The sequence below is a fragment of the Paenibacillus phytohabitans genome, from assembly GCF_013141775.1.
In the GTDB taxonomy this organism is placed as follows: domain Bacteria; phylum Bacillota; class Bacilli; order Paenibacillales; family Paenibacillaceae; genus Paenibacillus_AQ; species Paenibacillus_AQ phytohabitans.
In genome coordinates this window covers 372,942-390,624 of record NZ_WHOB01000020.1, presented here as the reverse complement: position 1 = coordinate 390,624, position 17,683 = coordinate 372,942, and the positions used below count along the sequence as shown (strand labels likewise).

Below are 17,683 nucleotides of genomic sequence, written 5' to 3'. Positions count from 1 at the left end.
AGGAGAGATCAAGGTGTTCAATATACTGGTTGTTGATGATGAGCCGCTTATTTGTAAAGGGCTAAGCAGTCTGCTGGCCGCTTCAGGCCTTGATATTGACCATATTTATACCGCGAACAGCGGATTTGAGGCACTGGATTGTATCCGGATGGAAGAGATTGATCTGCTCGTTACGGATATTCAGATGGGAGCGATGAGCGGCATCGAGCTGATGCAGCATGCCAAAATGGCCAAACCCTGGGTGCAGACGATCGTCATCTCTGCGCATGAGACCTTTCAGTATGCCCAGATGGCCGTCCGGCTGGGAGCTAAGGATTATCTGATCAAGCCGCTGAACAGTGAGCAATTCCTTGATTCGGTGCGCAGTGTAGTCCTCAAGATGGATAAGCCGTCACCGGAGCTGGCCACCTACATGGACGGGATCAGTGAAAGCTTCCGCCTGGAGGAGCCTCTCCCGGAGTATAGCGAACTGCTGAATACGCTGCTTGCCGAAACCGCTTCGGTGCTGGGGAGGGAGGAGGAGCTGCGTAAGCTGGATGAGCTTAAGCTGCAGGGGCCGTTTTTTGCCGTCATCAAAATCAAGCTCCCCTTGCCGGAAGAACGGCGTGAGCAGAAATATACTTCCCGTGACCGCAGTCTGCTGCGTTATGCCGCCCTGAATATTGCCAAGGAGCTGCTCGATCAGGAGTGGAACTCTACAGCCTTTTATTCACCGGACCAGGAGATTACAGTGATTATCCAGTGGGATGAGAAGAGCTACGAGGAATCGGCAACCGGCCAGGTAGGACGGCTTGATGTGCTCGGGCGCAGTCTGCATTTCAATATCCACCGCTATCTGCATCTGAATGCTGTAATCGGCATCAGCCAGATTCTGAAGGGGATTAGCTTCATGGATGTGCTGAACCGCCAGGCCTCGAAGGCCATTCTATGGAACAAAGAGCATGCCGACCACTATGTGTTCTACTATGGCGATTTCAACTGGAACAACTATGCCGCTGATCCGTCACCCGAGGAGCTGCATACGCACAGCAATCTGATTGTGCAGAAGGCCAAGGAGTATATTGACGGGAATTACGCCCAGAAGGGCTTAACGATCCATGAGGTTGCCAAGAAGAACCATGTCAGCCCCAACTATCTGAGTTACCTGTTCAAGAAAAATACAGGCCATAACCTGTGGGAATATGTGATCAAGCTGCGGATGGAGGACAGCCGGGAGATGATTCTGAATACCGATCTGCGCCGGTATGAGATTGCCGAGCGGGTGGGATATGAGTCGCCGGAGCATTTCAGCAAGATTTTCAAAAAATACTACGGAATCAGCCCCAGTGAACTGAAGAAGTAAGAACGCTTACGATTGCCATAGATATAGACATGTTCAGCCTCCCCCTCATTTTCTACAATTAAGGTAGGAAGCACTTTGCGAAAGTGCTGAAAGACGAAAGGAATGAGGGAGCCAGAATGAACCAGTCTGCTGCGTTACATGATCACCTGCCAGCGGAGCTCGAGAGCAAGCCGTATAAACAGAACCGCTGGAAAAAGAATTTTTGGGGCTTTATGTTCCTCGTCCCCGCGATCATCATCTTCATTATGTTTATGTGGGTGCCCATTTTCAAAGGATTCCTGTACAGCTTCTACACGGTGGACTTCGTCAAAGGAAATACATTCGTAGGCATGGACAATTATGCCAGAGCACTTACGGACCCGGATGTGCTGATTGCTGTGAAAAACACGCTTTACTACATGCTGCTCTGCCTTGTGATCGGCTTCTGGGTACCGATTGCTTTTGCAATTGCGATCTCCGAGCTGAGAAAATTCGGCGGATTCGTACGCGTAGCGGCGTATTTGCCTTATGTAATGCCTGCGGTTGTCTTGTACGGACTATGGAGATGGCTGTATGATCCGGTCGGACCGATTAATGCCCTGATTGGCAGCACGGGGGCAGATCAGATCGCTTTCCTGACGGATACCAGGTGGTCGATGATCTCGCTTGTCTTCATGGAGACCTGGCAGCAGTTCGGCTCGGGGATGCTGATCTATCTCGCTGCGGTGCTCAGTATTCCCCGGGACTGGTATGAGGCTGCTGAGATTGATGGAGCCGGAGTCTGGGCCCGCATCCGCCATATTACCCTGCCGTCGCTGCGCAATCTGATTCTGCTCATGCTGATTCTGCAGATTATTGCTACCTCTCAAGGGTACCAGTCACAGATGGCCCTGCTTGACGGAGGACCGAACAATGCTACGCTGACCTATGCGCTGCTCATTGTGAAATATGCTTTTACAAGACTGGATTATGGTACGGCGACTGCGCTGGGAATGCTGATGTTTGTTGTTCTGGGCGGTTTGGGCATTTTACAGTTCAAGCTTAACAAGGAGGACAACTAGGATGAAGAGCGCAGACAGAGGGATTCTCTCCGAACATGATCTTAAGAAGACCGGCAACAAAATCGTATACGGAATCATGGTGTTTTTCATTCTTTTAATGATTTTCAGCATGCTGTATCCCATATTGATGACCATGTTCAACGGACTTAAGTCCAACGTGGAGGTTAACTCATTTCCGCCGCATTTTTTCCCGCAGGAGTGGCATTTCAGCAACCTTAAGGATGCGCTGGATTATATCAATCTGCCGATGTTCCTGCGGAACACGCTGTACATCTTTGTTGGGAACATGGTAGCTACCCTGGTTGTACTGGGCCTGGCGTCCTTCAGCATCTCGCGGATGAATGTGCCTTACCGCAAGGCCTTCTACTTCTTCTTCCTGATGACGCTGTTTATTCCGGCCACGAGCTATATGATCCCGAACTTTGTCAATCTGAAGGAACTCGGGCTGCTGAACCAGTATGCGGCTTTCTGGCTGCCGGCTGGGGCGAATACCTTCTTCTTCCTGCTGCTTAAGAATTTCTTCGACGGGATTCATCCGGAGATTCTTGAAGCCGCACGGATTGACGGGGCCTCTGAGCCGAGAAGCTTCTTCACCATTGCGGTTCCCCTGTCCATTCCGATTTTTGCAACACTGGCGATCTTTATCTTCTCCACAGCCTGGAACGACTGGTTCTGGCCGTCGCTTGTCATGCACAGTGAGGAGAAGTACACGCTCGCTACAGCGATCTATAAATACGTTATTAATGTAAAAGCACTGAACACTAACATCAAATTTGCCATTCTGTTCCTTGTTTCTTTGCCGCCTATTCTGGTCTTCCTTGTTTTCCAGAAGTTCATTATGCGTGGCGTTTCCCTGTCGGCTGTCAAAGGGTGATCAGAATTATGCTGCAGTAGGATACGGATCGTAAACCTGCACATGAAAGGAATATAAATACACCTCGTTTGTAAACGGTTTCTCTTTTATGATGAATTTGTAAGCTAATTATGAATTGAAAAGGGGAGTTTCAATGCGTAAATTTTCCAACGTATTAGCATGTCTCCTGGTGACGGGATCGTTATTGTCCGCTTGCGGCGGCAATAATAACGGGAACAAACCGGCGGCAAATGGAGGAGAGGCGACACCTGCACCAGCAGCTACTAATGCAGCAGAGGAGACCGCTGCTCCGACAGAGGCACCGGTAGATGATATCACCCAGAGAAAAGTAACGATCAAAATTCACTATCCTACCCCTGACCTTACCGAGGTAAGAGCACAGGAGGATGACAAGATCAAGCGGTTCCAGGAGGTCTATCCGAATGTAGAGATTGTCAAGGATGACTGGCAGTACAATGTAAGCGAAATCGGTGTGAAGATGGCGGCGAATGAAGCTCCTACCTTCTTCAACACCTATGCAACTGAAGCGAAATTCCTGGTCGAGAAGGGCTGGGTTGCTGATGTTACGGATCTGTGGAACAACTATGAATTCAAGGATCAGATTAACCCTGTCCTGCAGAACCAGTTCATTATTGACGGCAAAGTGTATGGCGTAACGCAAAAGGGTTATGTCACTACAACAATGATTAATAAAAAGATGCTGGATGAAAAAGGTGTAGCCGTCCCTCCAATGGACTGGACCTGGGATGATATGCTGAATACCGCCAAAGGGGTAGCGGATACCAAAAAGGGGATCTCCGGTATTGCTCCAATGGGTAAAGGCAACGAAGCAGGCTGGAACTGGACCAACTTCCTGTTCGAAGCAGGCGGTGAAATCCAGAAGATTGAAGGCGGCAAGGTTGTGGCTACATTCAATTCGGATGCCGGTGTGAAGGCGCTGGATTTCTATAAGAAGCTGAGATGGGAAGCCAAAGCTGTTCCTCAGGACTGGGCGCTTGGCTGGGGCGATGCTGTAGGCGCGTTCCAGCAGGGACGTACTGCTATGGTAATGGCCGGATCTGACGGTGTTATCGAGCAGGCGCTCAACCAGGGCGGACTCAAGCCTGAAGATGTACTTACTTACCCGATGCCAGCTGCTGAAAAAGGCGGCAAGCATACCGGCGTACTCGGCGGTGACTATCTGGTTATCAATCCGAACGCCAGCAAAGACGAGCAGGAAATGGCCTTCCGCTATATTACTTTCGATTACTTCTCTGACAAAGGCCTTGAAGCTCTTGACGCGATTATCAGCCAGCGCAAAACGGACGGCAAATACTACATCCCGCCGCTCCTTGATTACTATGCTGCTGATTCCGACTTCGGCAAGAAGACCAAAGCTGTCTATGACAAGTACGACATCGTTTATCAATACAGCCCTGAAATCATGGCGCTGCTGGATGGTAAGCCTGAAGCACAATACAATACTCAGGATTATTACGCAACCATGTCCAATGTAATTCAGGAGCTATTCTCCAAGGATGGTACAGATTCCAAGGCCCAGCTCGACGCTGCAGCCAAAACTGTACAAGAGAAATTCTTCGATACTATCAAAGTGGAATAGTCACTTGCTGAATGAGTGGTTACGATGCTTGATAGAGGATTTATAACGCTAAGGCAGGAGACCCGGTCTCCTGCCTTTTTGCTTGCTCTGATTTATATTTATACTTCTATGTAAGAGAATGCGGCAGGAGAGTAGAGTTGACGAAGATAAGGAAGAACATCAGATAGCATCATTATTCTGGGGGAAAAACAAGGCTGAAGAGCTGGATTCAAGAAAAGCAGGGGAGGCTAGAGGGCGGGCGTTCGCAAATCGGACAAATATAAATGAATTTTCACACAACAAATGGAAAATAGACTAGAATATGATCGAATGAAAGCGCTTTGAAAACAAATCAAAAAAAACTTTATACTTTGTGAAAGATTTCACTATACAAGGTGAAAAGGATATGATAAGATAAATGTGTAGAGAAAAACAACCTAAAAATTGACAGGAGGACGAGGGAGATGGCAGTTAAAAACGAAGTCGCCGCCCAAGTGAAACAAACCACCGCTGAAGAATATATTCAGACTTTGGTGGATAAAGCAAAGAAAGCTCATGAAGCGTTCATGGGACTGGATCAAGAGCAAACTAACACAATCGTTCATGCAATGGCGTTGGCCGGACTCGACAAACATATGTACCTGGCTAAGCTGGCCGTTGAAGAAACAGGACGCGGTGTCTATGAAGACAAAATTACGAAGAACATCTTCTCAACTGAATATATCTGGCACGGAATTAAGTACGACAAGACAGTAGGCGTTATTGAGGATAACGCTTATGACAACTTCCAGAAGATTGCTGAACCTGTCGGAATCATTATGGGTATCACACCGGTAACCAACCCAACATCCACCACGATGTTTAAAGCTTTGATTTCCGCTAAGACACGTAACCCTATTATATTCGGATTCCACCCTTCAGCGCAAGAGTGTAGTGCGGCAGCCGCCAAAATTCTACATGATGCAGGTGTGAAGGCTGGCGCTCCTGAGAACTTCATCCAATGGATCGAACTTCCGACCATGGACAAAACAAACGCACTGATGAACAATCCTGACGTTGCACTGATTCTGGCAACCGGCGGATCGGCAATGGTTAAAGCGGCTTACAGCTGCGGCAAACCGGCACTCGGCGTAGGTCCTGGTAACGTTCCTGCTTTCATTGAGAAGAGTGCTGACATTGATCAGGCAGTGACAGACATTATCCTTTCCAAAACATTTGATAATGGTATGATCTGTGCTTCCGAGCAAGCGGTTATCATTGAAGAAGCGATTTTTGACCAAGTGAAGAAGAAAATGATTGCGAACGGCTGCTACTTTGTAAACAAAGAAGAAGCTGCCAAGCTGACAAGCGGCGCAATGAACGTAGAAAAATGTGCGGTTAACCCGGCTATCGTCGGCCAATCCGCTGTGAAGATCGCTGAAATGTGCGGAATTCAGGTTCCTGCCGGCACGAAGATCCTGGTAGCTGAACTTGAAGGCGTAGGTACTAAATATCCGTTGTCCGCTGAGAAGCTGAGCCCGGTTCTGGCTTGCTACAAAGTGAAGAACGCAGACCAGGGTATCGAACGCGCAGCTGAAATCGTTGAATTTGGCGGCATGGGCCACAGCTCGGCTATCCACTCGAACAACGAAGAAGTAATCATGAAGTTCTCCAACCGTCTGCAAACCGGACGTATTCTCGTCAACTCGCCATCGACACACGGCGCAATCGGCGATATTTACAACACTAATATCCCTTCATTGACACTGGGCTGCGGATCTTATGGACGCAACTCTGTATCGCAAAACGTGACTGCAATCAATCTGATCAACGTGAAAAGGGTGAACCGTCGTACCGTGAATATGCAATGGTTTAAAGTACCTGACAAGATTTACTTCGAAAAGGGATCCACACAGTACCTGGCCAAAATGCCTGATATCACTCGTGTAGCAATTATCACTGACCCTATGATGGTTAAACTGGGCTATGTGGAAAGAGTTGAGCATTACCTGCGTCAACGCCAGACTCCGGTAGCGATCGAAGTGTTCTCGGAAGTTGAACCGGATCCATCGACAACTACTGTAGAAAAAGGCGCTGCAATGATGAACAGATTCCAGCCGGACTGCATCATCGCACTCGGCGGCGGTTCCCCAATGGATGCTGCAAAAGGAATGTGGCTGTTCTACGAACACCCGGATGCAGACTTCAACGGCCTGAAACAGAAGTTCATGGATATCCGTAAACGGGTATACAAATTCCCTAAGCTCGGCAACAAAGCCAAATTCGTTGCGATTCCAACAACTTCCGGTACAGGTTCTGAAGTAACTTCGTTCGCAGTTATCACAGACAAGACAACTGGCAATAATACTAAGTATCCGCTGGCCGATTATGAGCTGACTCCAGATGTAGCTATTATCGATCCGGAGTTTGTATACAGCTTGCCGAAAACTGCTGTTGCCGATACAGGTATGGATGTATTGACACATGCAATTGAAGCTTATGTATCTGTTATGGCCAGTGACTATTCCGATGGTCTGGCAATCAAAGCCATTCAACTGGTATTCCAGTGGCTGGAGAAATCCGCACTGCAAGGCGACAAGCTTGCCCGTGAAAAAATGCACAACGCTTCGACTCTGGCAGGTATGGCTTTCGCTAATGCATTCCTGGGTATCAACCACAGCTTGGCGCACAAATGGGGCGGACAGTATCACACAGCACATGGCCGTACCAATGCCATCCTGATGCCGCATGTTATCCGTTACAATGCCAAGAAACCTACGAAGTTCGCTTCGTTCCCTAAATATTCGCACTTTGTAGCTGACGAACGGTATGCTGAAATTGCCCGTATCCTGGGATTGCCAGCACGCACAACCGAAGAAGGCGTAACCAGCCTGATCAATGCAATCCGCGACATGAACAAAAAACTCGGTATCGAAGAATCCTTCTCGGCTCTTGGCTTTGATCCTAAGGATTTCGAATCCCGTGTAGATTACCTGGCTGACCGTGCATTTGAAGACCAATGTACAACTGCCAATCCAAAAATGCCGCTGGTATCTGAACTTGCTGATGTATACCGCAACGCATTCTACGGAAGATTCGACAACTAATTTAAGATTGTCTGGCAAAGAATAAGGTTAAAGGTTAATATGGGACTGGATGGAAGTGACAAATATCACCGAAAGAGTGATATTTGTCACAGTCCTTTTTCAGAAAATAAACTAAAATGTTTATATAAACAACGATCCCAGTTATGAAGCCGCGATTGTGAATTTTATAACAACCAATAGCTATGGGATCACGAGACACGGGATTAACCTTCAAGCCCGCGATCTCTACAAATATACTAAATATAAATGGAGGGATTTAGCATGTCGGTGATTGAAAGAGAAGTAGAAGAGGTTAAGTCGGGTTGGAGAAGTTTTACAAAGGGTACATGGGCTAAGAAAGTTGACGTTAATAACTTTATTGCCAAGAACATCAAGCCTTATGAAGGAAATGAAGAATTCCTGGTAGGTCCTACCAGCAACACCACTGAACTGTGGAAGATTATCTCCCAGCTTAGCAAGGAAGAAAGAGAAAGAGGCGGCGTATGGGATGTATCCCTCGATACTGTCTCCACGATCACTTCCCACAATCCAGGCTACATCGACAAGGACAAGGAACAAATTGTCGGCGTTCAGACTGATGCTCCTTTCAGACGTTCCATTCAACCGTTCGGCGGTATCAAAATGATGATCGACGCCACTAAAGCTTATGGCTTCGAGCTTCCGCAAAATATCGTTGACATGTTCACGAACATCCGCAAAACGCATAACCAAGGCGTATTTGATGCATATACACCAGACATGAGAGCTGTGCGTAAATCCGGCGTAATTACAGGTCTTCCTGATGCTTATGGCCGCGGACGTATCATCGGCGACTATCGCCGTATTGCTCTGTATGGTATTGATTTCCTGATTAAAGACAAGAAGCAACAATTGACTGAGCTTGAAGTAGATTCCATGACAGAAGAAGTAATTCGTCTGCGTGAAGAGTTGTCCGAGCAAATGCGTGCTCTGGGCGAACTGAAACAAATGGCTGCTGCTCATGGTCTTGATATCTCCAAACCAGCTAATAACTTCAAAGAAGCTACTCAATGGGTATACTTCGGTTATCTGGCTGCAGTTAAAGAGCAAAACGGTGCGGCAATGTCCCTCGGACGCGTATCCTCTTTCCTTGATATCTATGTACAACGTGATTTCGAAGAAGGTACTCTTACTGAAGAGCAAGCACAAGAAATCGTTGACCATTTCGTAATGAAACTGCGTATCGTGAAATTCCTGCGTACGCCTGACTATAATGATCTGTTCTCCGGCGACCCTACTTGGGTAACTGAATCCATCGGTGGTATGGCTGAAGACGGAACAACACGCGTAACCAAGAACAGCTTCCGTTTCCTGCATACCCTGTACAACCTGGGTCCTGCACCAGAGCCGAACCTGACCGTACTGTGGTCCGAAAAGCTGCCTGAAGGCTTTAAAAAATATTGTGCCAAGGTTTCCATCGAAACCAGTGCGATCCAATATGAGAACGATGATGTAATGCGTCCATACTGGGGTGAAGATTACGCGATTGCCTGCTGCGTATCCCCAATGCGTATCGGTAAACAAATGCAGTTCTTCGGTGCCCGTGCCAACCTGGCAAAAGCCCTGCTGTATGCAATCAACGGCGGTAAGGATGAAAAATCCGGCGCTCAGGTAGGTCCTGAATATCCGGCGATCACTTCCGAATACCTTGATTACGACGAAGTAATGAAACGGTTCAAACCAATGATGGAATGGCTGGCTAAGACTTATGTCAACACGCTGAACATCATTCACTACATGCATGACAAATATTCTTACGAACGTATCGAAATGGCGCTGCATGACCGCGACATTCTGCGTACTATGGCTTGCGGTATTGCCGGTCTGTCCGTTGCTGCCGACTCCCTGAGCGCAATTAAATACGCTAAGGTTAAACCGATCCGCAACGAAGAAGGTATTGCTATCGACTTCGAAACTGAAGGTGAATTCCCTTGCTACGGTAACAACGACGATGCTGTTGACAACATCGCGGTTGAACTGGTTGAAACCTTCATGAGCATGATCCGTAAAAACAAAACTTACCGTGATGCTGTACCGACTCAATCGGTATTAACTATCACTTCGAACGTTGTTTATGGTAAGAAGACTGGTACTACTCCTGATGGACGTAAAAAAGGCGAACCATTCGCACCTGGTGCTAACCCAATGCACGGCCGTGACAAGAAGGGTGCACTTGCTTCCCTGAACTCTGTTGCTAAACTGCCTTACTCTGATGCACAGGATGGTATCTCCAACACATTCTCAATCGTTCCTAAGGCTCTGGGTAAAGACGAAGAATCCCGTAAGTCCAACCTGGTATTCATGATGGACGGATACTTCCACAACAACGCTCAGCACTTGAACGTTAACGTATTTAACCGTGAGCAGCTGATTGATGCAATGGATCACCCTGAGAATTACCCACAATTGACCATTCGCGTATCCGGCTATGCAGTTAACTTCATCAAGCTGACCCGCGAACAACAGTTGGATGTTATCAACCGTACGTTCCACGATTCCATGTAAGATTTGTTCTTACAGATCAAGAATTAAAATAAATCAAAGAGCTGCCGCCCTTGCAAGAGGGCGGTACACTCTTGTTTAAAAGTAATTAAAATTTTAAGCTTTTTGAAAGGATGACATCTCATGCTTAAAGGACATATCCACTCCTTAGAAACTTTTGGAACGGTGGATGGCCCGGGTATCCGCTTCGTGCTTTTTATGCAGGGCTGCCTACTTAAGTGTCAGTATTGCCACAACCCGGATACCTGGGGATTGAATGAAGGCAAGGAAATGACCGTTGAAGAAGTGCTGGCGGAAATTGAACCTTACCTGAATTATTATAAAACTTCCGGCGGCGGACTTACCGTATCCGGCGGGGAACCCACGCTGCAGGCGCATTTCGTCAAACAGCTGTTCACCGAAGTGAAGAAACGCTGGAATTTGCATACTACGCTTGATACTAACGGCTATAATGATGGTTCGAAAATCAGCGACTTGCTGGATGTTACCGATCTTGTACTGCTGGATCTGAAACATATCGATGATGAAGCTCATATTAAGCTGACTGGCAAATCCAACGACCGTACCTTAAAGCTTGCCCGCTGGTTGTCAGATAATAACCGTAAAATGTGGATCCGCCACGTATACGTTCCCGGCATTCATAATAAGGAAGAGGATCTGCAGAATCTCGGCCGGTTCATTGGCACGCTCAATGGAGTAGAGAAGTTCGAAATCCTGCCATATCATGTAATGGGCATTTATAAATGGAAAGAGCTTGGCCGTCCCTACGAGCTTGAAGGGGTGGAGTCACCGGACGAAGAAGAAGTGCAGCGTGCATACCGGCTGATTGAAGAGGGCCGTAAACAGTCTGCTCTGGTATAAATTCATACACAATATATAACGAAAGCGGAGCTTCCAGTCTGAGGAGTTTCGCTTTTTTTGATGTACGGTGAAGTGAATCCGCTTAATGAATATAAATTTATTATCTTGAGTTCATATACATAGCAACATGTGGAATTGATGATATTTGCAGTTTGGATGTATAAGTATTCTAACGTGAAAATATAGTGAATTGCCTTTTTGAAAGTTATTGTGTAATGAAATGTAACTCATTTATGTCACAAAACACAACTGAATTCGCTTACATTAGAGTATTTTATCCCTATTGTAGATGAATCTTAACCTTACGATAACAATCAGGGTTTTCTATAATAAGAGTTGTAAGGGAAACCATTAAATAGGGAGGGTCACCCGTAATGAGAAAAAGCTTAACTATGCTGTTGTCCCTGATGTTCGTTACCTCAGCGCTGCTGACAGGTTGTGGAGGCAACAATAATAATGCTGCTGCAACGGAAGAACCGGCTACAACGAATGAGGCCGCTGCAACCAATGCTGCTGCAACCGAAGAACCGGTTAGTGCTGAACCTTTTGAAATGACGGTCCGTCATACTCAGGTAGGTGCAGATAAACAGAAACGTCTAGCGATCCTGGAGGATGTAGTCGGCAAGGTACAGGAAGAAGTACCGGGGTTGACCTTCAAGCTCGATGGAGTTGATTCGGATGTAAACCGTAAAGAGAAGCTGCGCGGGGAAATGGCAGCCGGGAATCCGCCGGAGATCTTCGACCTGTTCGGCAGTCCGGATTCCAAGATCTACGCCAAAGAAGGTAAGCTGCTTGATCTGACGCCGATTCTCGATGAGTTAGGCATTAAAGACAAATTCTCCAACCTTGATCCATTTACTTATGAAGGTAAAATCTACGGCCTGCCAATCGGCGGCTCAGGTGAAGGGTTCTTCTACAATAAAGAATACTATGACAGCAAGGGCTGGAAGGCTCCAGCCACCTTCGCTGAGCTGGAACAGCAGCTGGCTGATATCAAGGCTGACGGCAAAGTGCCGCTTGCCGGTGCTTCCAAGGCTGGCTGGGTACCACTTATGCTCGCCAACCATCTCTGGTCACGTTATGCCGGACCGGATGTTACAGCGAAGTTCGCTACGGGCGAAGCTAAGTGGAATGATCCTAATGTAGTCAAAGGCTTTGCGAAATACAAGGAATGGGTAGACAAAGGCTACTTCAAAAAAGGCGAGCTCGGCTTCGAGTATGCTGAATATACAACCCAGTTCACCAGCGGTGAAGCGATCCTGATGTATGACGGCACATGGAAGTCCTCTGTATTCAAAGCCGGACAATCCGGTGAAGGTCTGATCGGTAAAGTCGGATTCTTCAATATTCCGGCGGTAGACGGCGGAGTGGGGGATCAGACGGCACTCATGCGTGATGTGAACAACGGCTATGGCTTCTCGGCTTCAGCAGGTGAAGATGAACGTCAACTCGCTGCAGTGAAATCATTCATTAAGAATATGTTCAATGAAGAAATGCAGCTGCGCGGTCTGGTGGAAGACGGCGTGCTGCCGGCTATGAAGATTGATCAGGCGGTACTGACTGAGAATATCACCGATGATCTGATGAGTGAGATTGTAGCAGTACTCAACAGCTCCCAGTCCTCCTTCCCGGCATTTGACTCTCTGGTGCAGGCAGATGTGACTACCGAGATCAGTAATATCCAGATTCAAAGCCTGATTGGCGGACAGACCACTCCTGAGAAGATGGGCGATGCCCTGCAGAAGATTCAGGAAGAAGCCAACGCAGCAGTAGAATAAGAGGCGGTAAATTGAATGTACCCTGGTGCTTGCTCCAGGGTACATTTTTAAAAGACAAGACTTTATATGCTTCAGGGTCCCCGCAAAGTACCTGAGTAAGCTTCGAAGCCAAAGCCCCACTTTGTGGGGTTGTTTTAAAATGTGAGATGTCTAAGCAACTTGGAGGTAGTCATGAATAAGGCACTAAGAAATCCTCTGGTGTTCATTCTGTTCGTTATTCCGGCTCTGGTTCTGTTCATTATGTTCTTCATTTACCCCATTTTCAGTTCACTCTACTATAGCTTCACCAGCTGGAACGGTGTATCCGATACCGTGAAATACGCCGGACTGGATAACTTCAAAAAAGCCCTGGGAGATGAACGCTTCTGGGTGTCTGTTAAAAATAACGGCTGGTTCATTCTGTTCTCCGTATGCATTCAGGTGCCGCTGATTGTCTTCTTCTCCTTATTAATCGCTAATGTGAAGAAGCTGAAGGGCCTTTACAAGACAGCAGTATTCATGCCATCCATAATGTCTACTGCAGTTATCGGTATTCTGTGGGGCTTCATTTATGAGCCGAATATCGGCTTGTTCAACAAAGTGCTCGGCCTTGTCGGCATTGAGCCTGTCTACTGGCTGTCGGATGAGCGGTTCGCCATGCTGTCAATTCTGATTACGAATGCCTGGCAATGGACCGGATTCTACATTGTAATGGTGCTGGCGGCCATTCTCTCCATCCCCGGTGAATTGGATGAGGCTGCGGCCATCGACGGCGCTACGGGCTTCCAGCGCGCTACACGCATCACTTTGCCGCTGATTGTTCCCATTATCTCGGTAGTAATCATGCTCTCAATTGCCGGAGCGATGAAGGCCGCAGATATCGTCATTGTTATGACCAAAGGCGGCCCGGCAGGTTCAACTGAGGTTATGGCCACCTATATGATTAAATATGCGATCACCAATTTCAAATATGGGTACGGCAATACCATTGCAGTTCTGATCTTTATGTTCACGCTCGTGGTTACAGCTCTCTATCAGCTGCTGTTTGCCCGTCGTAATGAAAGGATTGAATACTGATGCCGCGCCTCAAGAAAAGCTTACCTCACGTTGCCCTGCTGGGATACCTGATCGTTGTACTCTTTCCGTTTCTCTTTGTCCTGTTCTCCTCGGTGAAGAAGGATAACAATGCGATCGCCCTGAATCCGTTCGGGATTCCGAAGACCTTCGAATTCTCGAACTACGTTGAAGCATGGGTGAACGCCAAGATCAGCACATACTTTTTTAACAGCTTATATATTTCGATCCTGTCATCGGTGGTATCCATTCTGCTGGCTTCTATGTTTGCCTTCGCGGTTACGCGGATGCGCCAGGGGAAATGGAACAAGATTCTGTTCTCGCTGGTCCTGATCGGCATGCTGATTCCGAACAATGCACTGATGCTGCCTATCTACACGATTGTCCGCAAGCTTCATATTCTCAATACACACTGGGCACTGATAATTCCTTATATCGCCAATGCAATTCCATTCACGATTATTATCCTGGCAGCATTCATGCGCTCACTTCCCAGTGAAATTGAAGAGGCGGCGGTCATGGATGGCTTGAAGGCTCCGGGTATCTTTGCTAGAATTATTGTACCTTTGACAGTTCCGGCCATGGTTACAGTCTTCATTGTTAATTTCCTGGGAAATTGGAACGAGTTCCTGTTGGCTAACTATTTCCTCTCTAATGACGAGCTGCGCACGCTTCCGGTGGGCATGGTTCAATTCCGTGATCAATATCAGATGAACTACGCGCAAATGTCGGCGGGTATTGTCTACAGCGTGGTCCCAGTCATCGTCATTTATGCTATTTTGCAGGAGAAGATTATTGAAGGCGTAACGGCAGGCAGTGTAAAAGGATAACCCTATTCATGTCAGGAGCATGGGCCGATGAATTTGCGCTACAAATTATTTACGGCATTTCTGGGCCTGATTATCATTCCCTTATTCATTCTTGGCATGATTATGTTCTTCGTTACTTATAATTCGATAGAGAAGAAGTACAGCCAGCAGTCCGAATATTCACTTAAGGCGATCAGTTACAGCATTTCGAATGTGTTTAAGGATATGGACAATGTGACAGACAACGGAATTGCCACCTCGGTCTTTCATATGGCACTTAGCGCGGATGATCCCTCCAAACAGGATTTGACCGATGCCGAGCAGCTCAGCCTGAACGCCAGCCAGCGCAATTTCCGTAGTCTGCTCTATAATCATCCGTCGATCAGCTATGCCTTTCTCTATAATTTTAATGGAAAAGGCAGCTCGGAGATCGTATCGGTCTTCACCAAAGAAAATTTCCGCACTCTCCCCTACGACAAGTTCAAAGGGAGCGATCTCTACCAGGAGGTTATGAAGCTCAACGGGGTTCCGAAATGGCTGGCACCGCATGAGTATCCCGAACTGACGGGAACGGAGGCTGTATTTACGCAGATCCGGCTGATTAAGGAGCTTAGCTTTTTTCAGAACATCGGCATTCTGGTAGTCCAGATCAAGAACTGGGAGTTCGAATCGATATTCCGCAATCTCAAGATCGGGGACAGCAGCCAGAAGGTATCTTTTATGCTGGTCAACGATGACGGGATGATCCTGCTGGACCCGGACAGGCAGCTGGACGGACAGGATTTCCGCGATTTTACTACGAAGGATATTACCTTTAAACCGGGCTTCCAGAGCTACAAAACCCAATTTGACGGCGAAAAGAGCATTCTGTCAGTCTACCACCTGAAGGACTATCCCTGGAGCCTGGTTTCTGTGACCTCCTGGGGCTCGCTGTCCCATGAAGTAACTGTGTTTGCCCGCTGGTTTGTGGTGGTTATGTTCCTGTGCCTGCTCGGTGCAGTGATCTTCAATCTGTTCTTCATGAACCGGATTACAGGCGGGATTGCTGTGATCGTCCGCTTCATGCGCCGGGTGGAGGATGGAGACCTGACAACCCGGGTCGAGGAGAAGGGCAGTGACGAAATGACGCTGCTCGCCAGAGGTTTCAATGACCTCATGGACAAAATCAATTCATTATTCAACAGGGTCAATGAAGAGCAGCGGCGCAAAAATCAGGCGGAAATGCGTGTGCTGCAGGCGCAGATCAAACCGCATTTTCTGTTCAATACGCTGGAATCCATCAATGTGCTGGCTGTGCAGAATGAAGGGCGCAAGGTCAGTGAGATGGTCTACAGACTGGCCAGTATTCTGCGGATCAGTATCCAGGACAGGGATGAAATAACGCTGGAAGAAGAGGTTAAGCATCTGCGCAACTATCTGGATATTCAGAAATTCCGGTTCGAGGACTTGTTCGATTACGAGCTTGAGGTTCCGGAGGACCTGCTGGGCTGCGGGATTCTGAAGCTTACGCTGCAGCCGCTGGTCGAGAACAGCATTCAGCATGGCTTTGAAGGGATCAGCTACAAAGGTCTGGTAAGCGTTAAGGTCTGGGAAGAACGGGGGAATCTGATTCTGCGGATTCAGGATAACGGGATCGGCATGACGCCGTCCCAGCTGTCCATGTTTCAGTACATGGTTAATGATCCGGCGGAGCAGAAGCCTGAAGGCAAACCGGAACACGGAATTCATCTGGAACGGAGGGGGCTTGGCGTTCGCAGTGTGGCTGACCGGATCCGTATAGAATACGGAGGCAGATACGGGATTTTCATCTGTGCGAGTCCTGGTGAGGGGACAATTATCCAGTGCGTCATACCTAAATACGGGCAGGGGGAAGATCATTATGCTAAAGGTATTATTGGTTGACGATGAGGCGCCTATCCTGAACAACCTCAACAAAGTGCTGCCTTGGCATGACATGGGGATGGAGGTGACGGGGATGGCCCGCAGTGGAATGGAAGCTCTGCGTATCGCTGAAGAGGAGACGCCCGATCTGGTGCTCTGTGACATCCGTATGCCGGTGATGGACGGACTTACATTCATCGGCAAGCTGCGTGAGATGGGACTGGAGAGTGAGGTGCTGCTGCTAAGCGGCTATCAGGAGTTTGATTATGCACGCGAGGCCATCCGCCTTGGTGTGAAGGAATACATCTGCAAGCCGATACATTATGAGGAGCTTGGCAACAAGGTGCGGGAGATCGGAGCTCGGATCCGCAGCAAACAGTACAAGGATAAACTGTATAACAGTATTCCCTTGTTTCAGGAGATGACTGTACCCGAGGATTCCGCCAAAAAAACACCGGATCAATTGATGAGCCATGCGGCGAATTATATTACCGAGCGGCTGAGCTATGACCTTGGCATTGAAGAGGTGGCGAACCGGATAGGCATCAGCAGCAGCTATTTCTGCCTGCTCTTCAAGAACCGTTTTGCGATGACCTTTGTGGAGTATGTAACGTTGCAGAGGATTGAAGCCGCCAAATTCATGCTGGCCAGCAGCGACAAAAGCATTACTGCGATCAGCTCGGGAGTGGGTTATCAGGAGCGGCGTTATTTCACCAAGGTATTCCAGAAACAGACGGGGATGTCCCCTAAGGAATACCGGGATAAATACAGGACAGCTGAGGCACGGTAAGTCTGCCCTGCATATCATTTGAGCTTGTGAAAAAAAGAAGCCAGCGGCTAGGCAGCCGCTGGCTTAAGTG

General features: G+C 47.9%; 12 protein-coding genes. All 12 read left to right on the top strand.

Annotated features, from left to right (window positions below):
* The first annotated feature begins 13 nt into the window (after nucleotides 1-13).
* The 12 genes from GC101_RS08130 to GC101_RS08075 all read left to right on the top strand — a co-directional run bounded on the left by GC101_RS08130 (nucleotide 14) and on the right by GC101_RS08075 (nucleotide 17,613).
* Nucleotides 14-1,342 carry a response regulator gene (locus tag GC101_RS08130; protein ID WP_171716793.1) on the top strand — a complete coding sequence of 443 codons (1,329 nt, stop codon included), beginning with the start codon at nucleotides 14-16 and terminating at the stop codon, nucleotides 1,340-1,342.
* A gap of 116 nt (nucleotides 1,343-1,458) precedes the next feature.
* The gene (locus GC101_RS08125) at nucleotides 1,459-2,382 is read left to right on the top strand and encodes a carbohydrate ABC transporter permease (protein ID WP_042141372.1); all 924 of its coding nucleotides are present in this window, start codon (nucleotides 1,459-1,461) and stop codon (nucleotides 2,380-2,382) included.
* A 1-nt stretch (nucleotide 2,383) separates the two neighbouring features.
* Nucleotides 2,384-3,256: a carbohydrate ABC transporter permease gene (locus GC101_RS08120; RefSeq protein WP_042138763.1), complete on the top strand. Its 873-nt coding sequence runs from the start codon at nucleotides 2,384-2,386 to the stop codon at nucleotides 3,254-3,256.
* Nucleotides 3,257-3,389: 133 nt separating this feature from the next.
* On the top strand, nucleotides 3,390-4,856 hold the full coding sequence (locus tag GC101_RS08115) for an ABC transporter substrate-binding protein (protein ID WP_171716792.1): 1,467 nt from the start codon (nucleotides 3,390-3,392) through the stop codon (nucleotides 4,854-4,856).
* A 443-nt stretch (nucleotides 4,857-5,299) separates the two neighbouring features.
* Nucleotides 5,300-7,921 carry a bifunctional acetaldehyde-CoA/alcohol dehydrogenase gene (adhE, locus tag GC101_RS08110; RefSeq protein WP_042138761.1) on the top strand — a complete coding sequence of 874 codons (2,622 nt, stop codon included), beginning with the start codon at nucleotides 5,300-5,302 and terminating at the stop codon, nucleotides 7,919-7,921.
* Between the two features lie 261 nt (nucleotides 7,922-8,182).
* Nucleotides 8,183-10,444, top strand: coding sequence for a formate C-acetyltransferase (pflB, locus tag GC101_RS08105; protein WP_171716791.1), 2,262 nt, complete (start codon nucleotides 8,183-8,185; stop codon nucleotides 10,442-10,444).
* Nucleotides 10,445-10,564: 120 nt separating this feature from the next.
* Complete coding sequence (gene pflA / locus GC101_RS08100) at nucleotides 10,565-11,302, top strand: pyruvate formate-lyase-activating protein (RefSeq protein ID WP_039295441.1); 738 nt, start codon at nucleotides 10,565-10,567, stop codon at nucleotides 11,300-11,302.
* 374 nt (nucleotides 11,303-11,676) lie between these two features.
* Nucleotides 11,677-13,080 (top strand): ABC transporter substrate-binding protein, encoded by a 1,404-nt coding sequence (locus GC101_RS08095; protein WP_171716790.1) that lies wholly within the window; start codon nucleotides 11,677-11,679, stop codon nucleotides 13,078-13,080.
* A gap of 171 nt (nucleotides 13,081-13,251) precedes the next feature.
* The gene (locus tag GC101_RS08090) at nucleotides 13,252-14,136 is read left to right on the top strand and encodes a carbohydrate ABC transporter permease (RefSeq protein ID WP_039295444.1); all 885 of its coding nucleotides are present in this window, start codon (nucleotides 13,252-13,254) and stop codon (nucleotides 14,134-14,136) included.
* Nucleotides 14,136-14,963, top strand: coding sequence for a carbohydrate ABC transporter permease (locus tag GC101_RS08085; protein ID WP_039295446.1), 828 nt, complete (start codon nucleotides 14,136-14,138; stop codon nucleotides 14,961-14,963). The genes GC101_RS08090 and GC101_RS08085 overlap by 1 nt, the downstream gene beginning before the upstream one ends.
* 27 nt (nucleotides 14,964-14,990) lie before the next feature.
* Complete coding sequence (locus GC101_RS08080) at nucleotides 14,991-16,844, top strand: cache domain-containing sensor histidine kinase (protein WP_171716789.1); 1,854 nt, start codon at nucleotides 14,991-14,993, stop codon at nucleotides 16,842-16,844.
* Nucleotides 16,822-17,613 carry a response regulator transcription factor gene (locus GC101_RS08075; protein WP_171716788.1) on the top strand — a complete coding sequence of 264 codons (792 nt, stop codon included), beginning with the start codon at nucleotides 16,822-16,824 and terminating at the stop codon, nucleotides 17,611-17,613. Before GC101_RS08080 ends, GC101_RS08075 begins: the two co-directional genes overlap by 23 nt.
* Nucleotides 17,614-17,683: the final 70 nt, after the last annotated feature.